Genomic DNA, 18,481 nt, shown 5'->3' with positions numbered 1-18,481 from the left:
GGTTCGCACTGCGTTTTCCGCAGCACAGCCTCAAATTATAGCGTCATTTTGAGAGGCTTCGCAAACCTGGGATGCAATTTTGCTGAGTGCCCAGCCGGTCGCGCACATGCCGAATGTGGCGGTGACACTGACCACCGAGCCGTAGCCATGGCAGTTCAGTGTGCCATCGCTGGCTGGTGATTGCTCGCAGGTCGAGGCATCCGGTAGTTCTGCCGGTGCAGCAGCCTTCGCTGGCTGCAACACAGGCTCGCGGCTGAAGACACAGGTCACGCCCATTCGTCCCTTGCGCGCCCCCCCATGCTCCTTGCGCAGGCGATAGCGCAGCTGCGCGAGCAGCGGGTCATGCGTGACATCGGCAAGGTCTTCCACGTCCACGCGGTGGGCCAGTTGTTTGCCGCCAGCCGCACCAATGCTGACAAAGTTAACCTTCTGGCGAATGGCCCAGGCGGCCATGGCTGTTTTGGCCTTGACCTGGTCACAGGCATCAATCACGGCGATGTGGGCACGGTCCCACGACGCATCCCATCCAATGACTGAAGGCCAGTTGTCAGGGTCGACAAATTCCTCCACACCAACCACCTGGCAATGCGGATTGATCTGCGCAATGCGCTCCTGCATGGCCTTTACCTTGGATTGTCCGAGCGTGCCATCCAGCGCATGAATCTGGCGATTGATGTTGGATTCGGCAATGTGGTCCAGATCGACCAGCGTGAGGCGAGCCACGCCGCTGCGTGCAGCAGCCTCCGCAGCCCATGAGCCGACGCCGCCAATGCCCACCACAATGATGTGCGCCTCGCGAATGCGCCGTGCACCTGCGACACCGTACAGCCGCGCCAGCCCGCCGAAACGGCGGTCAAGGTCCGCCTCGAAAAGCGGTTCAGTCAATGCCATGGGAATGCGCGCTATTCAGGCGTGTTCTGCCGTTTTCAGGCGCTGCGCTCCAGCTGCCAGATCTGGTATTTCAAACCAGCCACACAGCCTGCGAGGATAGACGCCAGAGCCACCACGCTGGTGGCACTGAGTGTGGATACGCCCGACAGGCCCTGCCCCACTGTGCAGCCCATCGCGGTGACACCGCCCACGCCCATCAGCACCGCACCCACGAGATGATTGCCGGTGTCGCGTGCGTCGCGGAAACCTTCCCAGCGGAAGTTGCCCGAAAAGATCGCCTGCAGCGCGGAACCGGCCACCACGCCAAAGACGGACGCAATGCCGATGGTGATGAGTTTGCTCTTGTCGCTGAAGAACATGACCCAGTCCACCGTGTAGGCCACAGGGGAAACAAAACTCAATGCCTCGGCACGGCCGGAGTTGGTGGCGACAAAGGCCTCCTGCAGGGTGTCCGGGTGCTCGGCAACGTAACCGAGATGGCCGCTCACCCACCACATGCCCACAATCACACCGCCAATGCCTAGACCGGCCAGCAGATTGTCAAAGCGGCGGAAGTCTGCGCCCCAGAATGCCCAAAGGATCAGGCACCCGCCAATCAACAGGGCCAGACCCACGCCAGTAGCCGCGGGCGCAATGCCCGTTGCCGCGCTGACCCAGCTCGGCAAGGTGGCGTTGCCAGCGAAATCGATCGCCACGCGATCCACTGTAGCCACACGCACCACAGCCGTGAGGCCTTTGAGCGTGGCAAACGCGGCGACGCCCATCACAACAAAGACCACCAGGGACTTGAGGCTGCCGCCACCGATTCGCACCAATGTCTTGCTACCGCAACCGGAGGACAGCACCATGCCGAAACCAAAGAGTGCGCCACCGACCAGCGCAGACAGCCAGATGAAGCGGTTGGACGCGTACAGGGTTTTGGCGGGGTCGATCAAGCCCATCGCCGCGAGCGTGAAAAACCCGATCATTGCCACGCCAACTGCCATGCCCCACATGCGCATGCGGGTCCAGTCGCCCATGTTCACAATGTCGCTGACGGCGCCCATGGTGCAAAAGTGGGTGCGCTGTGCAATGGCGCCAAAAACCATCGACAGCGCAAAGGCAGCGATGAGAACCTGTTGTGTGAGTGAGCTGAGCGCAGAGGAGTCCATACCCCGATTTTAATTGGGAACCGCGTGGAGTCCTTCCACGCGGTATTCAGTGCGGACTACTTCAGCTTGGAGAGGCGGTCTTTGGCAACAGAAGCCGCTTCCGACTGGGGATAGGCTTTGACCAGATCGTCCAGCGTCTTGCGGGCCGCGCGGGTGTCTTTGAGTTCCACCTGGCAATTGGCCAGCGACAACAGCGCTTCCGGGGCGCGGCCATGCTCGGGATCGGCGGTGACCAGCGTGCGGAAATTGGTAATGGCGTCGCGGTAGTTGCGCAGCGCATACTGGGCGTTGCCCAGCCAGAACAGTGACGAAGAGCGATAACCCGTCTGCGGGTAACGCCTCATGAAGTTCATGAAAGCAGTCTGCGCCGCGGCAAATTCGCCCTTTCTCAGCGTGGCCAGCGCGGCTTCGAATTCCTGCTTTTCGGCGGGTTCGGCCACAAACTCACGCCCATCCACAGAGACCTTGGCAGGTTCGAACTTGCGCAGGCGCTCATCGACACCCTGCGACATGTCTTTCTGCAGGCGCTGAACCTCAGCGATATCGCGGGCCAATTTTTCGTTCTGCCCGCGCAGATTGGCCAGCTCGGAGCGCAAGGCCTCCATCTGGTTGGAAATGTCCAGCAGGCTGCGACGCAACTGGGCGTTGTCGTCCGTCGAGCGCTTCAGTTCTGCCTGAGTGGCTTCGAACCGCTGCCGCAGGTCGAGAATGGCTTTGCGCGCCTCGTCGTCCTCGAACAGCCCGGCATGGGCCTGGAAGGCCAGACCGCAAACCAGTGCGGCCAAAGCAGCTTTGAAAAACGTCAAGGTGTGCTCCGCTTTCAACGGTAGTTGATCTCGGCACGGCGATTCTTGGCCATGGCGCTCTCATCGGAACCAGTGGCTGCCGGCTTCTCCTTGCCGAAGCTCACGGCTTCGACCTGTGCATCCTGCACGCCCAGCAGGCCCAGTGCACGACGCACCGCCTCAGCGCGCTTTTGTCCGAGTGCCAGGTTGTATTCACGGCCGCCACGCTCGTCCGTGTGTCCCTCAATCGCCATTTTGCGTGCCTTGTTGGCCGCCAGGAAACGGGCATGCGCCTCGATCGCAGGCTGGAATTCGGACTTGACGACATAGCTGTCGAAGTCAAAGTAGATGATGCGCGGGGTGTTGGCGGGGCCGGCGGCCGAGGCATTGGCACCGTCCAGCTGCACGGGCGCCACGGCGTTACCGGTGGCACCCGGATCGGCTGGGCGAACAGCTGCAGCAGTCCTGTCTTCCACCGGTACTTCGTCCAGTTTCACATTAGAGCCACAGGCAGCAAGGCTTGCCACCAGGGCCACGGAAAGGAAAAGTTTGGAAACAAGATGCTTCATCGGATACCTCGAAAGTGAATTGAAACTCGAAAAACAGGGATGGCTGCCAAACCCCAGCGGTCAGCGCTGGAACGGACCCCAGTCGGGCTCACGGATGTCTCCGCTGGCGCCCGACAGTTTGGCCTTGATTTTGCCGTCCAGTGTGGTGGTCATCAGCGCTTCGCGGCCCTGACTCACGGTGGCGTACACAATCAGGCGACTGTTGGGCGCAAAACTGGGGCTCTCGTCAGCGCTGGTATCAGAAATGGGAGTTGCCGCACCGCCCGCAAGTTCCATGACATGCAGCTTGAATGCGCCGCCCACGCGGGAAATATAGGCGAGCCAGCGGCCATCCGGGCTGATGGCGGGGGAAATGTTGTAGCCACCTGTGAACGTCACACGCTCCGGGTTGCCGCCCGAAGGGCTCATTCGGTAAATCTGAGGCGCACCACCACGGTCGCTCACGAAATAAATGAAACGGCCGTCCGGCGAATACACCGGCTCGGTGTCGATACTGGAAGACTGCGTCAGCCGGCGTGGCTCGCCGCCATTGAGCCCCAGGGCGTAAATCTGGGAGCCTCCGTCCCGGCTGAGGGTGGCCACCAGTTGCTTGCCGTCTGGCGACCATGCAGGTGCACTATTGGAGCCGCGAAAGTTGGCCAGAAGCCGCCGGCGCCCCGTGGCGACCTCATGCGCGTAAATGACTGGCTTGCGGGACTCAAAAGACACATACGCCAGTTGACCGCCCATGGGCGACCATGCGGGTGAAATGACCGGCTCCGGGCTGGTCAATGCGGACTGCGCGCCCTCCCCGTCCGAATCGGCCACCCACAGGTTATAGCGTTGAGCAGTCTTGGTGACATAGGCAATGCGGGTCGAGAAGATGCCCTTCTCGCCAGTGAGTTTCTCGTAGATGAAGTCTGCGATGCGGTGGGCTGCAAGACGCAGCTCAGAGGCGGCGACCGGATAGTTCTGGCCACCCAGGTCCTGCCCGCGCACGATGTCCCACAGACGCATCCGGACGTCAAAGCGCCCGTCGGCCAGCTGCGTGACGCTGCCCGTGACGAGCGCATCTGCGCCTTTCTGGCGCCAGCTGGCCAGATCGGGTCGCGTGCTTTCATCTGCGGCGAAGCCTGCGGTGTCAACGCCGCGAAACATGCCGCTTCGCTCCAGGTCAGCCTGGACAATGCTGCCGACTTTCTGGGGAGACTGCGCGTCGCCCCTGAACGCCGCAATGGCGACCGGTACCTGCGTGAGGCCGACTCCGGAAACCTCGATGCGGAACTGGGCCAACGCTGGCATCGCAGGAATCGCACCGGCAGCGAGAAAACCCAGGGTGGAGCGGCGGCTGAAGGAAGGCGGGTTGTTCATTGTTTTATGGATGGTCGTTCAGTTCAGTGTCGTTATTTTGACGGACGCAGTCGGTGTGAGTTCCTGAAGACCTTTTTCGGCCCTCACGCAGGCAGTTTTCATGCGTTCGATAACGCGGGCCCGGTTGACGGATTCGTGATCACGCTTGCTTTCAGGGTGCCAGAGATGAAACACCTCGGTGGCCAGAAATCCGTTCTTGCGCTTCAAACCCAGATGATTGAGCCTGAGCACCAGATCGGCGTCTTCGTGCCCCCAGCCGCTGAACACTTCGTCAAATCCGTTGACCGCGATGAAATCAGATCGCCACACACCAAAGTTGCAGCTCCTGATACCGCGCCATTGAAAGCCCTGTTTTACCCTGAATACATTGGATGGCCAGTTCAGGAGGTGCAACAGTTTGTTGCTGTCGCCACGAATGCGGGCCTGCCACCAGAAGGAAAACGGCTGCGCAGGCAAGTCAACGGCGCCGGAAGTCACCTGCTCCGTCAAGGAAGGACTCAGCAACACCCGGCTCCCATTGACGAAGCAGCCCGCCTCGGCGAGACGGGCGTGCCATTCCACAAAGCGCTGATTGGGAATGCAGTCACCATCCAGAAAGACCAGGTAGTCGCCTGTGACGTGCGACGCTGCAAGGTTGCGCGCCTGCGCTGCCGTGAACCCCACATCGGGATGCCACACGTGGCGCACCGGACAGCGGAACGCGGGGCAACCGCTGAGCAGCATCTGCACATGCTCAGGCCGAGACCCATCGTCTGCGATGAGGATTTCATGCCGCTCGTCGCATTGCGCTGCGAGCGAGCGAAGCACCGGCAGCAAGGCCTCCGTGCGGTTGTAGGTCAGGACGACAAAGCTGATTTTCATTTCGCCCGGGACGCCTGCTCTCCGCGTTGCAGCAGCCACAACTTGAGGTATCGGTAATAGGTGCCCTCGGCGTTTGAGATGGCGAGTACCAGCCCCATACGCCCATCCAGAAACCCCAAGCGGAAAACATAGGTGCGCAAGAAGGCCCACAGCCCATGGCCCAGCGCGCTGCCCAGCGATCCCTTGCGGCCCTTCGCCAGCAGCCCCTTCGCGCCGGCAGAAGAATAGCGGTTCATTTTGTCCAGCACAGACTCAAACGATGTGAAGCTTTCGTGCAAGAGGTCGGCATCCAGACGACCCGCCCGCGACTGGGTGACGAGGCGCTCATGCACCAGATCGTCCGAAAAAGTCGCTGCCTCACGGCGGAAAAGCCGCTTCACCCGATCGGGGTACCAGCCTGAATGCCGGATTGGTTGCCCGCAATAGCTGGACAACCGGGGAAGCTCATAGACATCAAATGTCGGCGCCGCAATGGCCTGCTCAATCTGGCGCTGCAACTGAGGGGTCACCCTCTCATCGGCATCGATGGACAACACCCACTCGGAAGAGGCCAATGCCAAGGCCCGGTTTTTCTGAACCCCAAACCCGGCCCAATCGCTGCGCAAGTGCACCTGCGCACCCAGGGCAGTAGCCCGCTCGACGGTGTTGTCGGTACTGCCTGAGTCCACCACTACGATCTCGTCCGCGAAGGCCACCGATCGAAGACAGGCTTCGATGTTGTGGGCTTCATTCTGGGTGATGAGGATGACGGAAAGACGGGTCAATACAAACCTTCGGGAAGACGTTGACGCATCAGATTTTGCCGCAGAAAAGTGGCGTCAGGACTTTGAGCATAGCAGAGCGTCCCGAGTGAAAAGCATGCCGGAAGAGGTATGGAATCGCCGATAATCCGCTCTTCTCCGGCGACGACCCCCAGTCCACTTTGCACACCAAAACATTCAGCGTTCGACTCACCACTGTCGATTGGCAAGCGGCCTTCATCGGCAGGTTGGCAGCCGTATGAGCCAGGCCCCTGCGTCGCCGCTTTCGAAGCGCATTGCCCGCGTCTGGCCTTATTTCAGCCAGTCACGTGCCGGTTGGGCGCTGGCCATCGGGGCCACGATTGCTGCATCCATCACCGAGCCTTTTGTCCCCGCGCTAATGAAGCCACTGCTGGACCGCGGGTTCAAGCAGGACGGATTCAATCTGTGGTTGGTCCCCGTGGCGCTGATGCTGCTGTTCACGATCCGTGGCCTCGCGGGTTTTCTGGCCCAGTTTGCGCTTTCGAAAATCACCAATGACGGTCTGCTCCTTCTGCGAAAGGCCATGTTCGACAAGTTGCTGCGCGCCCGGTTGACGCTGTTTGCCGACCAGAGCTCCAGCGCCATTGCCAACACTGTGGTGTACGAGGTGTTCAACGGCTCGTCGATGCTGATCAACGCGGTACTGAAGCTGGCACGCGATGTGCTGACCCTGTTGGCATTGATCGGCTATCTGCTCTACCTCAACTGGAAACTGTCGCTGGTTGTCGCCCTGCTCTTCCCGGCAGTGGCCTATGTGATCCAGGTGCTCTCCAAGCGCCTGTACCGGCTCACCCGCGAGAGCCAGACGGCGACCGATGACTTGGCCTACGTAGTCGAGGAGAACGTGCTGGCGCACCGCGACGTGCGCCTTCACGGCGCGCAGGCCAGCCAGGCCGAGCGCTTCAATACGCTCAGCAACACCTTGCGCCGGCTCTCGATGAAGGGCACGGCCGCCTACGCCGGCATGAGCGCCATCACCCAGGTGCTGGCAGCCATGGCGCTGTCGGCGGTCATTTCCATCGCGCTGGTACAAAGTGCAGAGAACACCACCACCGTGGGCGGCTTCGTGGCGTTCGTAACCGCCATGCTGCTGCTGGTGGCGCCGGTCAAGAGCCTGTCTGATGCCACCACGCCGATCACGCGCGGACTCGCGGCCCTCGAACGCGGACTGGACTTGCTCGACCAGACGCTCGACGAGAGCGGTGGTTCCTTCACCAAGGCGCGGGCACATGGCGACATCACATTTTCGGATGTCACTGTTGTCTACAAGGCGGACGCCGTGCCTGCCTTGAATCAGGTGTCACTGTCCATCCGGGCTGGAGAAACGCTCGCCGTCGTTGGCGCCTCCGGTTCGGGTAAAACCACGCTGGTCAACCTGTTGCCACGTTTCGTGGACATGACCTCTGGCGAGATCACACTGGATGGACATCCTCTCCGGGACTGGGACATCGCATCCCTGCGCACGCAGATCGCCTTTGTCAGCCAGCACGTCGTGATGCTCAACAGCAGTCTGGCGGCAAACGTTGCATTGGGTCAGGTTGTCGACCGGGACCGGGCGCAGGCCTGTCTTGTTGCTGCCAATCTGGGCGGCCTTCTGGCCGAGTTGCCCAACGGTCTCGACACGCTGGTGGGCCACAATGCCATGCAGTTGTCGGGTGGCCAACGCCAGCGTCTGGCGATTGCCCGCGCGCTGTACAAGGACGCGCCCTTACTGATCCTCGATGAGGCCACTTCTGCGCTGGATACCGAATCCGAACTGGCCGTGCAGGAGGCCATCAAGCGGCTGATGGCCAACCGCACCTCGCTGATCATTGCGCACCGGCTGTCGACCGTGCAGCACGCGGACCGGATCATCATGATGGATGCTGGCCGCATCGTCGAAAGCGGCACGCACAGCGAGCTGCTTGCAAACAATGGGCCTTACGCGCACCTTTATCACCTCGGTTTTCAGTCGGCCAACCGCTGACCTGCCCCTTCCACGTTCCTGAGAGCCTTCCCGATGCCTGCTTCCATCAGTGGTTTCACTTTCATCCGCAACGGTGTGGACCTGGGTTTTCCTTTTGAGGCATCGATCCGGTCTTTGCTGCCGCTGGTCGACGAGTTTGTTGTCGCAGTGGGCAAAGGTGCCGACGCCACCCTGGCGCGGGTGAAGGCGATTGGCGACCCCAAGATCCGCATCATCGAAACGCTCTGGAACGAGCGCATGTCAGACCGTGGCTTTGTCTACGCGCAGCAGAAGATGATCGCGCAGTACTCCTGCACGGGCGACTGGGCTTTTTATCTGGAAGGCGACGAGGTCGTGCACGAAGCCGAACTGGATGCCATTCGCGCCAGCGTGGAGCGACACCACAATAACCCCGCAGTGGAAGCCCTGGTGTTCGACTACCGCCATTTTTACGGCTCACCCGACTGGATCTCCATCAGCCCGGGCTGGTACCGCCGCGAGTGCCGCCTGATCCGCAACACCATCCGCAGCTACGCACCAGACGGCCAGTACTGGCTGGTCACCACCCAGCACAAACGCGGCCGCAACCCCCACGCCGCGCTGGCCAACGCCTACATCTACCACTACGGCTGGATTCGCCGTAACGAGGAGATGCAGAAGAAAATGGACGCAGTGAGCAAGTACTGGGCAACCCCTGCAGCGAAGATTGTGTACAGCCAGTTTGACCAGCGGGCACTGGCGCCATTCACCGGCACACATCCGGAAGCGGTCAAGCACTGGCTGGCGACCGAGGCAGAGCAGACGCTCAACATCGACCCGAATTACAAGCCGACGCCCAAGGAAAACAAGTACCACTTCATGCGGCAGATCGAGAGCCTGACGGGTCTGGATTTCAGCCGCAAGCACTTCAAGCTGGTGGCCTGACTCCCTCGCAGAAGAGCGGCATCAACCCCGCTTTCTGCGCGCCAGCACGACCTTGTGGTACAGCTGCTCCTGCTGAAGGGCCAGCTCACGCCACTGGTAGGCTGTCGCAAATTCGCGTGCGTTCGTGGCCAACGCTGATCGCACCCCTTCATCGGTCAGAACTTGGGTCAGTGTCTGCGCCATGGCGGCGGCGTCTGTCGGGTCGTCCATCAGGATGGCATTGATACCTGACTGAAGCAGCCCGGCAATCCCGCAATAGCGCGGCCCACTGACCAGTACCGGCAGGCTGTGCGCCATGGCTTCCAGCACCACCATGGCAAAAGTGTCTTCCAGCGTCGGATGCACCAGACAATCAGCCGCTTCATACGCCGGCGCCACGTCCTGGAGAGAACCCAGAAAGAACACCCGGTCCTGCAGTCCGAGCGCGCCTGCTTCGGCCTCGAACTCCGGAATGTGTGCACGGTTGCCGACCACGGCCAGCACCACCTCAGGCGCAAGCCTGGCCAGTGCCTGCAGCAAAGTCGGCAGGCCTTTCTTGCGGTAATCATTGCCGACAAACAGCAGACACGGAGAGTCCTGCGGAAGACCGAGCAGGGTTCTGGCTGCCGCCCGGGTGGTCGCGGTGGGTATTGAAGCCGGCAGGTGAATACCAGGCGTGATCACCGACAGCATGGGCAGGCACTGCGGGTAGCTCTCCGCCATCACCGCACGAATATGGTCAGAGGTCACCACCACCTGCCGACCCTGCTGGGGCGCGTAGCGTGCCCGCTCGAGTCCGAGGTAGGTCAGCAGGCGTGGGCTGGTCCAGACCTTGATGTGGCGCAACAGCCGGCGCCAGCCGCTGCGCCCCCGAAAAAGGCTGTAGAGCACAGGCATCACATGCACCGTCTGTACATCGCCATGCCAGGAATTTTCGTGTGAGTGCACCACGTCAAAGCCACGGCGGGTGGCCCACCAGGTGGCAGCGGCAAACCACAGCTGGTTCACCCAGCGCGGTTTGCGCAAAGGGGCTGAAACGCGGTGGTAGGTGACTCCGGGCCACTGGTGGTGGATTTCCTGCGCGAACACATGCACCTCATGCCGCGCAGCCAGTTCCTCCACCAGTGCAATCGAGTAGCGCTCGGCGCCGCCGCCCGTGGCAGAGAAGGTGCGGTTGAACACTGCCACGCGCCACCGGGGAACGGCGGCAGCAGCTGTCAAACCCACGGTCTCAGTTTGCGGAAGGCTCATCGTGCCGGTCTTCATAGGCGCTTGCCAGCTTCATCCAAAGCACCGGCAGGCTCGTGGACCGGTGTACCGGCACGCGCGGCAGCTCAAGCATGTCCATGCCAGCCAGGCAGCGGCTGCGGGCTGTCGTGGTGGCCGTCGCAAAACCCAGCGCATCGACCATGGCGCGATGCCGCGATTCGTAGCGGCCATACGGGTAGCAGAACTGGGTCACCGGCGTGCCAAGCACAGACTCCAGAACAGCCTTGCCACGCTGCATGTCGGCTTCCGCGACGCTGTCGCTGGCCTCCATCAGGTTCACATGCTGATCGGTGTGCGAGCCCACCTCCTGCCCACCAGCCACCCACTGGCGCAATTCGGCCTCGGTCATCAGCGGGGTTTGCGGCACGCCAATGTCTTTGTCCCAAACGTTGGTTTGGCCCATCAAGCCACTGACGGCGTAGCAGGTCGAGGAAAAGCCGTTCCGCTGCAACACCGGCAGGGCATTGGTGAGGTTGTTCTGGTAGCCGTCGTCAAAGGTGATGCCAAACACCTTGCCGTCGCGCTCGCCGCGCAGATAGGGTTCCAGCGCAGTCATCGAGAGCCCGGTGTAACCCAACATCCTCAACAATGCCATCTGGCGTGCAAACGCCGTGGGCGACACGCACAGACTGCGAAAAGGCGTACCCTTGGGCGGCGCTGGTGCGATCTGGTGATACACCAGAATCGCGATTGGCTTTCGGTTGGCAGTGGTCGTCGGCTTCACAGCAAAACGATGTCGTATTGTTCCTGCGCCATGGCCGCCTCGGCCTGCAATGACACCGGTTTGCCGATGAAGTCGCTCAGGCTGGCCAGATGCTGGCTTTCCTCGTCTAGGAACAGTTCAATCACTTTCGGCGAGGCCACCACACGGAATTCTCGCGGGTTGAACTGCCGGGCCTCGCGCAGGATCTCGCGCAGGATGTCGTACGTCACGCTGCGCGCGGTTTTCACCACGCCTTTGCCGCTGCAGGCGCTGCACGGCTCGCAGAGCTGGTGCGCCAGTGATTCGCGGGTGCGTTTGCGGGTCATCTCCAGCAAACCCAGCGCCGAGAAGCCGTTCACCGCGGTCTTGATGCGGTCACGCGCGAGCTGCTTCTGGAACTCGGCCAGCACCGCCTCGCGGTGGTTGTCCTTCAGCATGTCGATGAAGTCAACGATGACGATGCCGCCCAGGTTGCGCAGCCGCAACTGGCGGGCGATGGCCTGCGAAGCTTCGAGGTTGGTCTTGAAGATGGTGTCGTCGAAATTGCGGGCACCGACAAAACCGCCGGTGTTCACGTCCACCGTGGTCAGGGCCTCGGTCTGATCGATGATGAGGTAGCCGCCGGACTTCAGATCCACGCGCCGGCCAAGCGCCTTGGCGATCTCCTCGTCAATGTTGAACAGGTCAAAAATCGGCCGTTCGCCGCCATAGTGCTGCAGCTTGCTGACCGTGGCCGGCATGAACTCTGTGGCGAAGGCGTGAAGTTTGTCGAACTGCTCATGCGAATCGATGCGGATGGTTTGGGTGTTCTCAACCACCAGGTCGCGCAGCACGCGCTGCAACAGGCTCAGGTCCTGGTGCAGCACTGACGCGGGTGGCAGCCGCATGGAGGCGTCCTTGATGCGTGCCCAGGTCTTGCGCAGATAGGCAATGTCGTCAGCCAGTTCGATGTCGGTCGCGTCTTCGCCGTTGGTGCGAAGAATGAAGCCACCACCCGCGCTGCCCGCCAGCGTCTGCACCCGCTGGCGCAGCGCTTCCCGTTCGCGCGGCGGGATTTTCTGCGACACACCAATGTGGTTGTCCTGCGGCAGGAACACCAGCAGGCGGCCGGCAATGCTGATCTGCGCCGTGAGGCGCGCGCCCTTGGTGCCGATGGGGTCCTTCAGCACCTGCACCATCACCGACTGCCCTTCGAAGAGCTGTTTCTCGATCGGCAGGAGTGTTGGCGTACCGTTGCCATTGGGGCCTGCGACGGCTTCGGGTTCGGCATGCCGGCTGTTGATGCTGCTCATCAGGTCGGCGACATGCAGGAAAGCCGCGCGGTCCAGTCCGATGTCGATGAAGGCCGATTGCATGCCCGGCAGCACACGGGCCACCTTGCCGAGGTACACGTTGCCGACCAGACCCCGCTCCAGGGTACGCTCGACGTGCAGTTCCTGCACCGCCCCGTGCTCGACCACTGCCACACGGGTTTCCTGGGGCGACCAGTTGATCAGGATGTCTTGGTACATGCAAGGATTGTAGGGAGGCCGACGCGCGGGCGGGCCAAAGCCCTAGAACTTGAAACCGGCCTTTCGCAACAAGGCCGTGGTCTCGTACAGCGGCAAGCCCATGATGCCAGAGTAGCTGCCACTGATGCGGCGGATGTGCATGGCCGCCCTGCCCTGCACTGCATAAGCACCCGCCTTGCCCAGCGGCTCGCCAGTGGCCACATAGGCCTTGATCTGCGCGGCGCTCATGGGCTCGAACGACACCTGTGAAACACTGAGGGCTTCGTGCACCTGCCGGCCGCGCTGCACCGCCACAGCGGTCAGCACTCGGTGGGTACGCCCCGAGAGTTCCCCCAGCATTCGCATCGCATCGCGCGCATCGGCGGGTTTGCCGTAAATGGTGCGACCGAGGGCGACTGTGGTGTCAGAGCACAACACCGGCGCCGCCGCAAGCGAGCGCCGCTTCATCCGTGCGACAGCAGCCGCCAGTTTGAGCCGCGTCACGCGCTGAACGTAGGCGGTGGGCGATTCGCCGGGCAGCACGTCCTCCAGCGACTCTGCATCTTCATCAGCATCAGGCAGCAGCAGCTGGTAGGCCACGCCCAACTGCTCCAGCAACTGCCGGCGCCGCGGGCTCTGGGAAGCGAGGTAGATAAATGGACTCATAGGCATGGACGGTCTGGTTTGATACTGCCCTTCAATACCTCCGGGCGAACGGACGCGGGAGAATAATTAGACAGGCTCAGGACGAATGAAACTGAATAACGGATGTAGGCGAGGGCATGCCTTGACCAGCTGAGCCGTGGAACCGGCTTTGCCGGGCCACAGGCGGACGGCCCCCTCGGGGGGCAGCGCAGTACGCGAAGCGACAAGCGTGGGGGCTCCATCACTCTCTGTGATAGGGGTGATTGATGGTGATGCTCCACGCCCGGTAGAGCTGCTCGATCAGCAGCACGCGCACCATGGCGTGTGGCAAGGTCAGATCCGACAGGCGCAGACGTTCGTGGGCAGCGCGTTTGAAGTCCGGGTCAAGCCCGTCCGGCCCGCCAATCACGATGGCCACATCGTCGCCTGACAGTTGCCAGCTTTTGAGCCGCTCGGCCAGCGCCACGGTGGTGACAGCGGTGCCCCGCTCGTCCAGCGCCACCACGTGGGTGCCCCGTGCGATCACGCCCTCAATGCGGGCGCGCTCTGCGGACAAAAGTGTTTCCAGCGTCTTGGAAGCGCGCGGCTCCGTTTTCACGGCCTTGAGCTCAACCTTGAGCTCCGGCGGGAAACGCTTGGCGTAGTCGTCGTAAGCCGTTTGCGCCCAGTCAGGCACCTTCTGGCCCACGGCAACGATGGTGAGCCTCATCGGCTGCGCGGTGCGGCTTTCTTCGCAGCGGGTTTGCTGGATGCTTTGGAGGCAGGTTTGGCCGTTTTGGCTGCCGCAGTCTTCTTGGCTGCGACTTTCTTCGCCACTGGCACCTTGACAAGCGGAATCTTCGCTGCGGGTTTGGCTGCGCGGGGTTTGGCCGGCTTGGCAGCAGGTTCTGCCGCAGGTGCTGCCAGATTGCGTTTAGCGGTCCAGTCGTTGGTTTTTCCCACGCGGCCCACATAACCCGGCTCAGGATCGCGGGGAGCAGGCTTGGCGGCTTTCACGGCCGGCTTAGCGCCGCGCTTGGTGGATGCGGCCTTGTTACCGGTTTTAGCGCCCGCTTTGGGCTTGGCTTCTGCCACCGGTTCTGGCTTGGACGCCTTGGCCATCGGCGCGGGAGCACCGAGTTTCAGCTTCACGGGCTTGTCGCCCCACAGCTCTTCCAGGTGGTAATACTGGCGAATGGTGGGCTGCATGATGTGCGCCACGACCGCGCCGCAGTCCACGATGATCCACTCGCCGTTGTCTTCGCCTTCGATGCGGGGCTTGTTGAAGCCGGCATCGCGCACCGCGTCACGCACGCTGGCCGCCAGGGCCTTGGTCTGGCGGTTGGACGTGCCCGAGGCGACGATCACGCGCTCGAACAGCGAGGTGATGTGCTCGGTGTCGAACACCTGAATGTCCTGGGCTTTCACATCCTCCAGACCATCGACGATGGCGCGCTGCAGCTTCTGGACATCTTTTTTGGCATCGATGCCCGTGGTTTTGGCAGTGGTAGGGGTCATTCAGTACTTTGCTTGAGGGGTGAAAACGGTGAAGGCCGGCTTTGGTTCCGGCTTTAACCTTGAGTTTGGTACAGCCGATGGGCTGCAATATAACGCGCCACAGGCTCGGGAACCAGCCCGGACAAGTCCGGGGCCTTCGGGGCCAGTGCCCCACTGGCAGCCACCAATTCGCGGATTTGCGTGGCACTCACGTGCATCAGCGGCAGGTTCAGGGTCAAAACGGCGCTTTGCCGATCTGATGAAAGTTGCGATGACTGCAGGGATTCCGTGGAATCTGACGCAGCACCGGAGCGATCAGCTATGCAAATTATAGCAATGTCGCGTATCTCGCCAGAACGCTGCCATTGGCCGAAGACGGCAAACTGGTCCGCACCCATCAGCAGGTAGAGCTGCGCCCCGGGGTGCTCGCCCTGCAATGCGGCCAGCGTGTCGGCGGTGTAGCTGGGGCCGGCTCGCCGCATCTCGCGGTCGTCGACCTTCACCTGGGGCAGACCGTCAAACGCCAGTTGCGCCATGGCAAGCCGGTGTTTAGGGGCACTGAGTGCGCGCGGCTTGTGCCAGGCGTGCCCGGTCGGGATGACGTAAAGCGTGTCCAGACCCAACTGCTCAACAGCCGCCCGGGCAAGCGCCTGATGGGCGCAGTGCGGTGGGTCAAACGCCCCGCCGAACATGCCGATGCGGCGCACGCCCGGCCGCGGTGTGGGTGTCACACCCAGTCCCTACGGATAAGGAAGTCCTGCGTCAATCGCGCCTCCGGAGAGCCCGCTTCGTTCTGGCGCTGGTACGACCAGCTGACCAGAGGCGGCATCGACATCAAAATGGACTCGGTGCGCCCGCCTGACTGCAAACCGAAGTGGGTTCCCCGGTCCCAGACGAGGTTGAACTCGACATAGCGGCCGCGGCGGTACAGCTGGAAGTCTCGCTCCCGCTCGCCATAGGGCGTGTCTTTTCGCCGCTCGACCAGCGGCAGATACGCCGGAATCAGGCCGTTGGCGACGCTTTGCATCATGGCAAAGCTCTTCTCCTGGCCCAGCTCATGGAAGTCGTCAAAGAAAACGCCGCCCACACCGCGCTGCTCGTTGCGGTGTTTGAGGAAGAAATACTCGTCGCACCACTGCTTGAAACGCGGGTATTTGTCGTCACCAAACGGCACCAGCGCGTCCTTGCAGGTCTGGTGGAAGTGCTTCGCGTCTTCTTCAAAGGCGTAATAAGGCGTGAGGTCCATGCCACCACCGAACCAGCACACCGCCTCGCCACCGCCCACAGGCGTCGCTGCCAGCATGCGCACATTCATGTGCACCGTGGGCACGTAGGGGTTTCGCGGATGGAATACCAGCGAGACGCCCATCGCCTCAAACGGCGCGCCAGCCAGTTCGGGCCGGTGCTGCGTGGCAGAAGGCGGCAGCTTGGGACCGCGCACATGCGAAAAGCCGCAACCTGCCCGCTCAAAGACATTGCCCTGCTCCAGGATCATCGTGACGCCGTCGCCCTGCAGCGGTTCGCCCGGCTCCTTGCGCCAGGTGTCGGCCGCGAACGGTTTGCCGTCGAGCCCGGCAATCGCACCAGTGATGCGCTCCTGCAGGCCCAGAAGAAAACTGCGCACGTCAGAAAGTTCCGTCATTCTTTTTACCTCTGTTCAAGCATTGTGTCCGTTGCCGGGCGATGAAGATGCGGCAACCGGACGGGCGCGGCCTTGTTCGGCCGCAAGCCCTGGCAGTCGCCGAGCGCATCAGCGATCCGCGTCATGTCGGCCGGTTCGTCGCCCGTGAGCTGGACAAAATGGCGCAGCACCAGCTTTTTTCGCGCGTAGTCCAGGCCGGCCAGACCCACTGGCACGCCCGCCTCCAGCGCCACCCGGTAAAAACCGCTTCGCCAGCCGGGTGTGTAGCCACGTGTGCCTTCTGGTGACAAAGCCAGCCAGAAATACTCGTTCTTCTGCTTCTTTTCTGCCATCAAACGCGCCATCTGGCCAACCACGCCATGCGACGACTTGCGGTTGACGGGAACACCTCCCAGCCAGGCCAGCCAGCGACCAAACAGCGGAATGCGAAAAAGCGAATCCTTGGCCCAGAACTGGAGCGGCACGCCCAGCGACCACTTCAGCAACAGGCCGACGACGAAATCCCAGTTTGAGGTGTGCGGATACACGACCACCACGCCCTGGGGTGTCGGCAGCCCGTCAAAATCGGCCTGCCAGCCCATCCAGCGCAGCGCCAGGCGAGCGCATGAGCTGCCCCGGAACTGCAGGGGGTGCGGCGGCTGCAAGTCAGGCGTCATGGCGACTTCAGCATGACATCAATGGAAGGTACTCAAGCCTTGATTGCGCGGTACCCGATGTCCCTGCGGAACTGGGCGCCGTCGAACCCGATGCCGTCGGCCACTTCATAGGCCCGTTGCTGGGCAGCCTTCACCGTGCTACCCAAGGCCGTCACGCACAGCACGCGTCCGCCGGACGTCACCGTACCATTGCCCTCTTTGCGGGTGCCGGCGTGGAACACCATGGTGTCTTCAGTCGCGGCAGGCAGGCCGTGAATGGCATCGCCCTTGCGCGGGTTGAGTGGGTAGCCGTGCGCGGCCATGACCACGCCGAGCGCGGGCCGGCGATCCCAGTCCATCTCGATCTGGTCCAGTGTGCCGGAGGTGGCCGCCATCATCACGTCGTACAGATCACTCTTGAGCCGCATCATGATGGGCTGCGTTTCAGGATCGCCCATGCGGCAGTTGAATTCGAGCGTTTTGGGCCGCCCCTCGGCATCTATCATCAAGCCAGCGTACAGAAAGCCGGTGAAGGGAATGCCGTCTTTTTCCATGCCCTTGATGGTGGGCAGGATGATTTCGCGCATCGCACGGCCGTGCACTTCGGGCGTGACCACCGGCGCGGGTGAATACGCACCCATGCCACCGGTGTTGGGGCCCTGGTCAGCATCGAGCAGGCGCTTGTGGTCCTGGCTGGTGGCCATGACCGCCACATTCTTGCCGTCGCACATGACGATGAAGCTGGCTTCCTCGCCCTGCAAAAACTCCTCAATCACCACCCGCGCGCCGCCCACGTTGTGCGTCACGCCCAGCGGATTGAAGGCTGGATCGGGCGCCAGCATGAATTCAATGGCCTCGTGCGCCTCGTGCAGCGTCATCGCCACGACCACGCCCTTGCCTGCGGCCAGGCCATCGGCCTTGACCACAATCGGCGCGCCTTTTTCGTCCACGTAGGCGTGGGCCGCCGTGGCGTCGGTGAAGGTTTCGTACTCGGCGGTGGGAATGCCATGGCGCTTCATGAAGGCCTTGGAAAACGCCTTGGAGCTCTCCAGCTGCGCGGCAGCCTTGGTCGGGCCAAACACCCGCAGGCCATGCGCGCGGAATTCGTCCACAATGCCGGCGGCCAAAGGCTGCTCGGGGCCCACCACTGTCAGCGCAATCTTTTCGGCCAGCGCCCAGGCGCGCAGTTCGACCACGTCGGTGATGTTGATGTTCTCCAGCCGCGCATCGAGCGCGGTACCGCCATTGCCGGGGGCCACATAGACCGCCTGCACCTTGGGGGACTGGGCCAGTTTCCAGGCCAGTGCGTGTTCGCGGCCACCGCCGCCAACCACTAAAACTTTCATGCGAACGCTTTCATTGTTGTTGTCATGGAGTCTGCCAT

Annotated in this window: 19 protein-coding genes; 2 read left to right on the top strand and 17 right to left on the bottom strand. The window is 62.2% G+C overall.

Features of this window, described 5'->3' with window-relative positions:
* Positions 1-30 precede the first annotated feature (30 nt).
* Genes AAG793_RS03040 through AAG793_RS03010 form a run of 7 tightly spaced genes read right to left on the bottom strand, consistent with a single transcriptional unit; the run spans position 31 to position 6,371 of the window.
* Positions 31-891, bottom strand: a complete 861-nt coding sequence (locus AAG793_RS03040) for a tRNA threonylcarbamoyladenosine dehydratase (RefSeq protein ID WP_341903834.1) — start codon at positions 889-891, stop codon at positions 31-33.
* A gap of 35 nt (positions 892-926) precedes the next feature.
* Complete coding sequence (locus AAG793_RS03035; protein ID WP_341903832.1) at positions 927-2,042, bottom strand: YeeE/YedE family protein; 1,116 nt, start codon at positions 2,040-2,042, stop codon at positions 927-929.
* 56 nt (positions 2,043-2,098) lie between these two features.
* Positions 2,099-2,848, bottom strand: a complete 750-nt coding sequence (ybgF, locus tag AAG793_RS03030; RefSeq protein ID WP_341903829.1) for a tol-pal system protein YbgF — start codon at positions 2,846-2,848, stop codon at positions 2,099-2,101.
* A gap of 14 nt (positions 2,849-2,862) precedes the next feature.
* The gene (pal, locus tag AAG793_RS03025; protein ID WP_341903827.1) at positions 2,863-3,396 is read right to left on the bottom strand and encodes a peptidoglycan-associated lipoprotein Pal; all 534 of its coding nucleotides are present in this window, start codon (positions 3,394-3,396) and stop codon (positions 2,863-2,865) included.
* 60 nt (positions 3,397-3,456) lie between these two features.
* Positions 3,457-4,746 (bottom strand): Tol-Pal system beta propeller repeat protein TolB, encoded by a 1,290-nt coding sequence (gene tolB / locus AAG793_RS03020; protein ID WP_341903824.1) that lies wholly within the window; start codon positions 4,744-4,746, stop codon positions 3,457-3,459.
* A gap of 18 nt (positions 4,747-4,764) precedes the next feature.
* Complete coding sequence (locus AAG793_RS03015) at positions 4,765-5,646, bottom strand: glycosyltransferase family 2 protein (protein ID WP_341903822.1); 882 nt, start codon at positions 5,644-5,646, stop codon at positions 4,765-4,767.
* Complete coding sequence (locus tag AAG793_RS03010; protein ID WP_341903819.1) at positions 5,604-6,371, bottom strand: glycosyltransferase family 2 protein; 768 nt, start codon at positions 6,369-6,371, stop codon at positions 5,604-5,606. Before AAG793_RS03010 ends, AAG793_RS03015 begins: the two co-directional genes overlap by 43 nt.
* Before the next feature lie 235 nt (positions 6,372-6,606).
* On the opposite strand from AAG793_RS03010, the gene msbA reads away from it, so the two are divergent.
* Together msbA and AAG793_RS03000 are read left to right on the top strand one after the other, a co-directional pair.
* Entirely contained in the window at positions 6,607-8,355 is a 1,749-nt protein-coding gene (gene msbA, locus AAG793_RS03005) for a lipid A export permease/ATP-binding protein MsbA (protein ID WP_341903817.1), read from the top strand.
* Positions 8,356-8,388: 33 nt separating this feature from the next.
* On the top strand, positions 8,389-9,258 hold the full coding sequence (locus AAG793_RS03000) for a glycosyltransferase (RefSeq protein WP_341903814.1): 870 nt from the start codon (positions 8,389-8,391) through the stop codon (positions 9,256-9,258).
* Positions 9,259-9,279: 21 nt separating this feature from the next.
* Here AAG793_RS03000 and AAG793_RS02995 read toward each other — a convergent pair whose 3' ends face one another.
* The 10 genes from AAG793_RS02995 to purD all read right to left on the bottom strand — a co-directional run bounded on the left by AAG793_RS02995 (position 9,280) and on the right by purD (position 18,443).
* Positions 9,280-10,488 carry a glycosyltransferase family 4 protein gene (locus tag AAG793_RS02995; protein ID WP_341903812.1) on the bottom strand — a complete coding sequence of 403 codons (1,209 nt, stop codon included), beginning with the start codon at positions 10,486-10,488 and terminating at the stop codon, positions 9,280-9,282.
* A complete protein-coding gene (locus AAG793_RS02990) occupies positions 10,469-11,230 on the bottom strand; it encodes a polysaccharide deacetylase family protein (RefSeq protein ID WP_341903809.1) in 762 nt (253 codons plus the stop codon). The genes AAG793_RS02995 and AAG793_RS02990 overlap by 20 nt, the downstream gene beginning before the upstream one ends.
* On the bottom strand, positions 11,227-12,720 hold the full coding sequence (rng, locus tag AAG793_RS02985; protein WP_341903806.1) for a ribonuclease G: 1,494 nt from the start codon (positions 12,718-12,720) through the stop codon (positions 11,227-11,229). Before rng ends, AAG793_RS02990 begins: the two co-directional genes overlap by 4 nt.
* A gap of 42 nt (positions 12,721-12,762) precedes the next feature.
* The gene (locus tag AAG793_RS02980; protein ID WP_341903804.1) at positions 12,763-13,365 is read right to left on the bottom strand and encodes a Maf family protein; all 603 of its coding nucleotides are present in this window, start codon (positions 13,363-13,365) and stop codon (positions 12,763-12,765) included.
* 220 nt (positions 13,366-13,585) lie between these two features.
* Positions 13,586-14,053, bottom strand: coding sequence for a 23S rRNA (pseudouridine(1915)-N(3))-methyltransferase RlmH (gene rlmH / locus AAG793_RS02975; protein WP_341903802.1), 468 nt, complete (start codon positions 14,051-14,053; stop codon positions 13,586-13,588).
* Complete coding sequence (gene rsfS / locus AAG793_RS02970; RefSeq protein WP_341903800.1) at positions 14,050-14,841, bottom strand: ribosome silencing factor; 792 nt, start codon at positions 14,839-14,841, stop codon at positions 14,050-14,052. Before rsfS ends, rlmH begins: the two co-directional genes overlap by 4 nt.
* Before the next feature lie 53 nt (positions 14,842-14,894).
* A complete protein-coding gene (nadD, locus tag AAG793_RS02965; RefSeq protein WP_341903797.1) occupies positions 14,895-15,551 on the bottom strand; it encodes a nicotinate (nicotinamide) nucleotide adenylyltransferase in 657 nt (218 codons plus the stop codon).
* On the bottom strand, positions 15,548-16,462 hold the full coding sequence (hemF, locus tag AAG793_RS02960) for an oxygen-dependent coproporphyrinogen oxidase (RefSeq protein ID WP_341903795.1): 915 nt from the start codon (positions 16,460-16,462) through the stop codon (positions 15,548-15,550). The genes nadD and hemF overlap by 4 nt, the downstream gene beginning before the upstream one ends.
* A gap of 5 nt (positions 16,463-16,467) precedes the next feature.
* The gene (locus AAG793_RS02955) at positions 16,468-17,118 is read right to left on the bottom strand and encodes a 1-acyl-sn-glycerol-3-phosphate acyltransferase (RefSeq protein WP_341903793.1); all 651 of its coding nucleotides are present in this window, start codon (positions 17,116-17,118) and stop codon (positions 16,468-16,470) included.
* A 32-nt stretch (positions 17,119-17,150) separates the two neighbouring features.
* Positions 17,151-18,443, bottom strand: coding sequence for a phosphoribosylamine--glycine ligase (gene purD / locus AAG793_RS02950; protein ID WP_341903791.1), 1,293 nt, complete (start codon positions 18,441-18,443; stop codon positions 17,151-17,153).
* Positions 18,444-18,481 lie beyond the last annotated feature (38 nt).

This window comes from Polaromonas sp. YR568, assembly GCF_943372955.1.
Lineage (GTDB): Bacteria > Pseudomonadota > Gammaproteobacteria > Burkholderiales > Burkholderiaceae_C > Polaromonas.
Note: the sequence above shows the minus strand (reverse complement) of the source record. Positions and strands in the feature narration are given on the sequence as shown.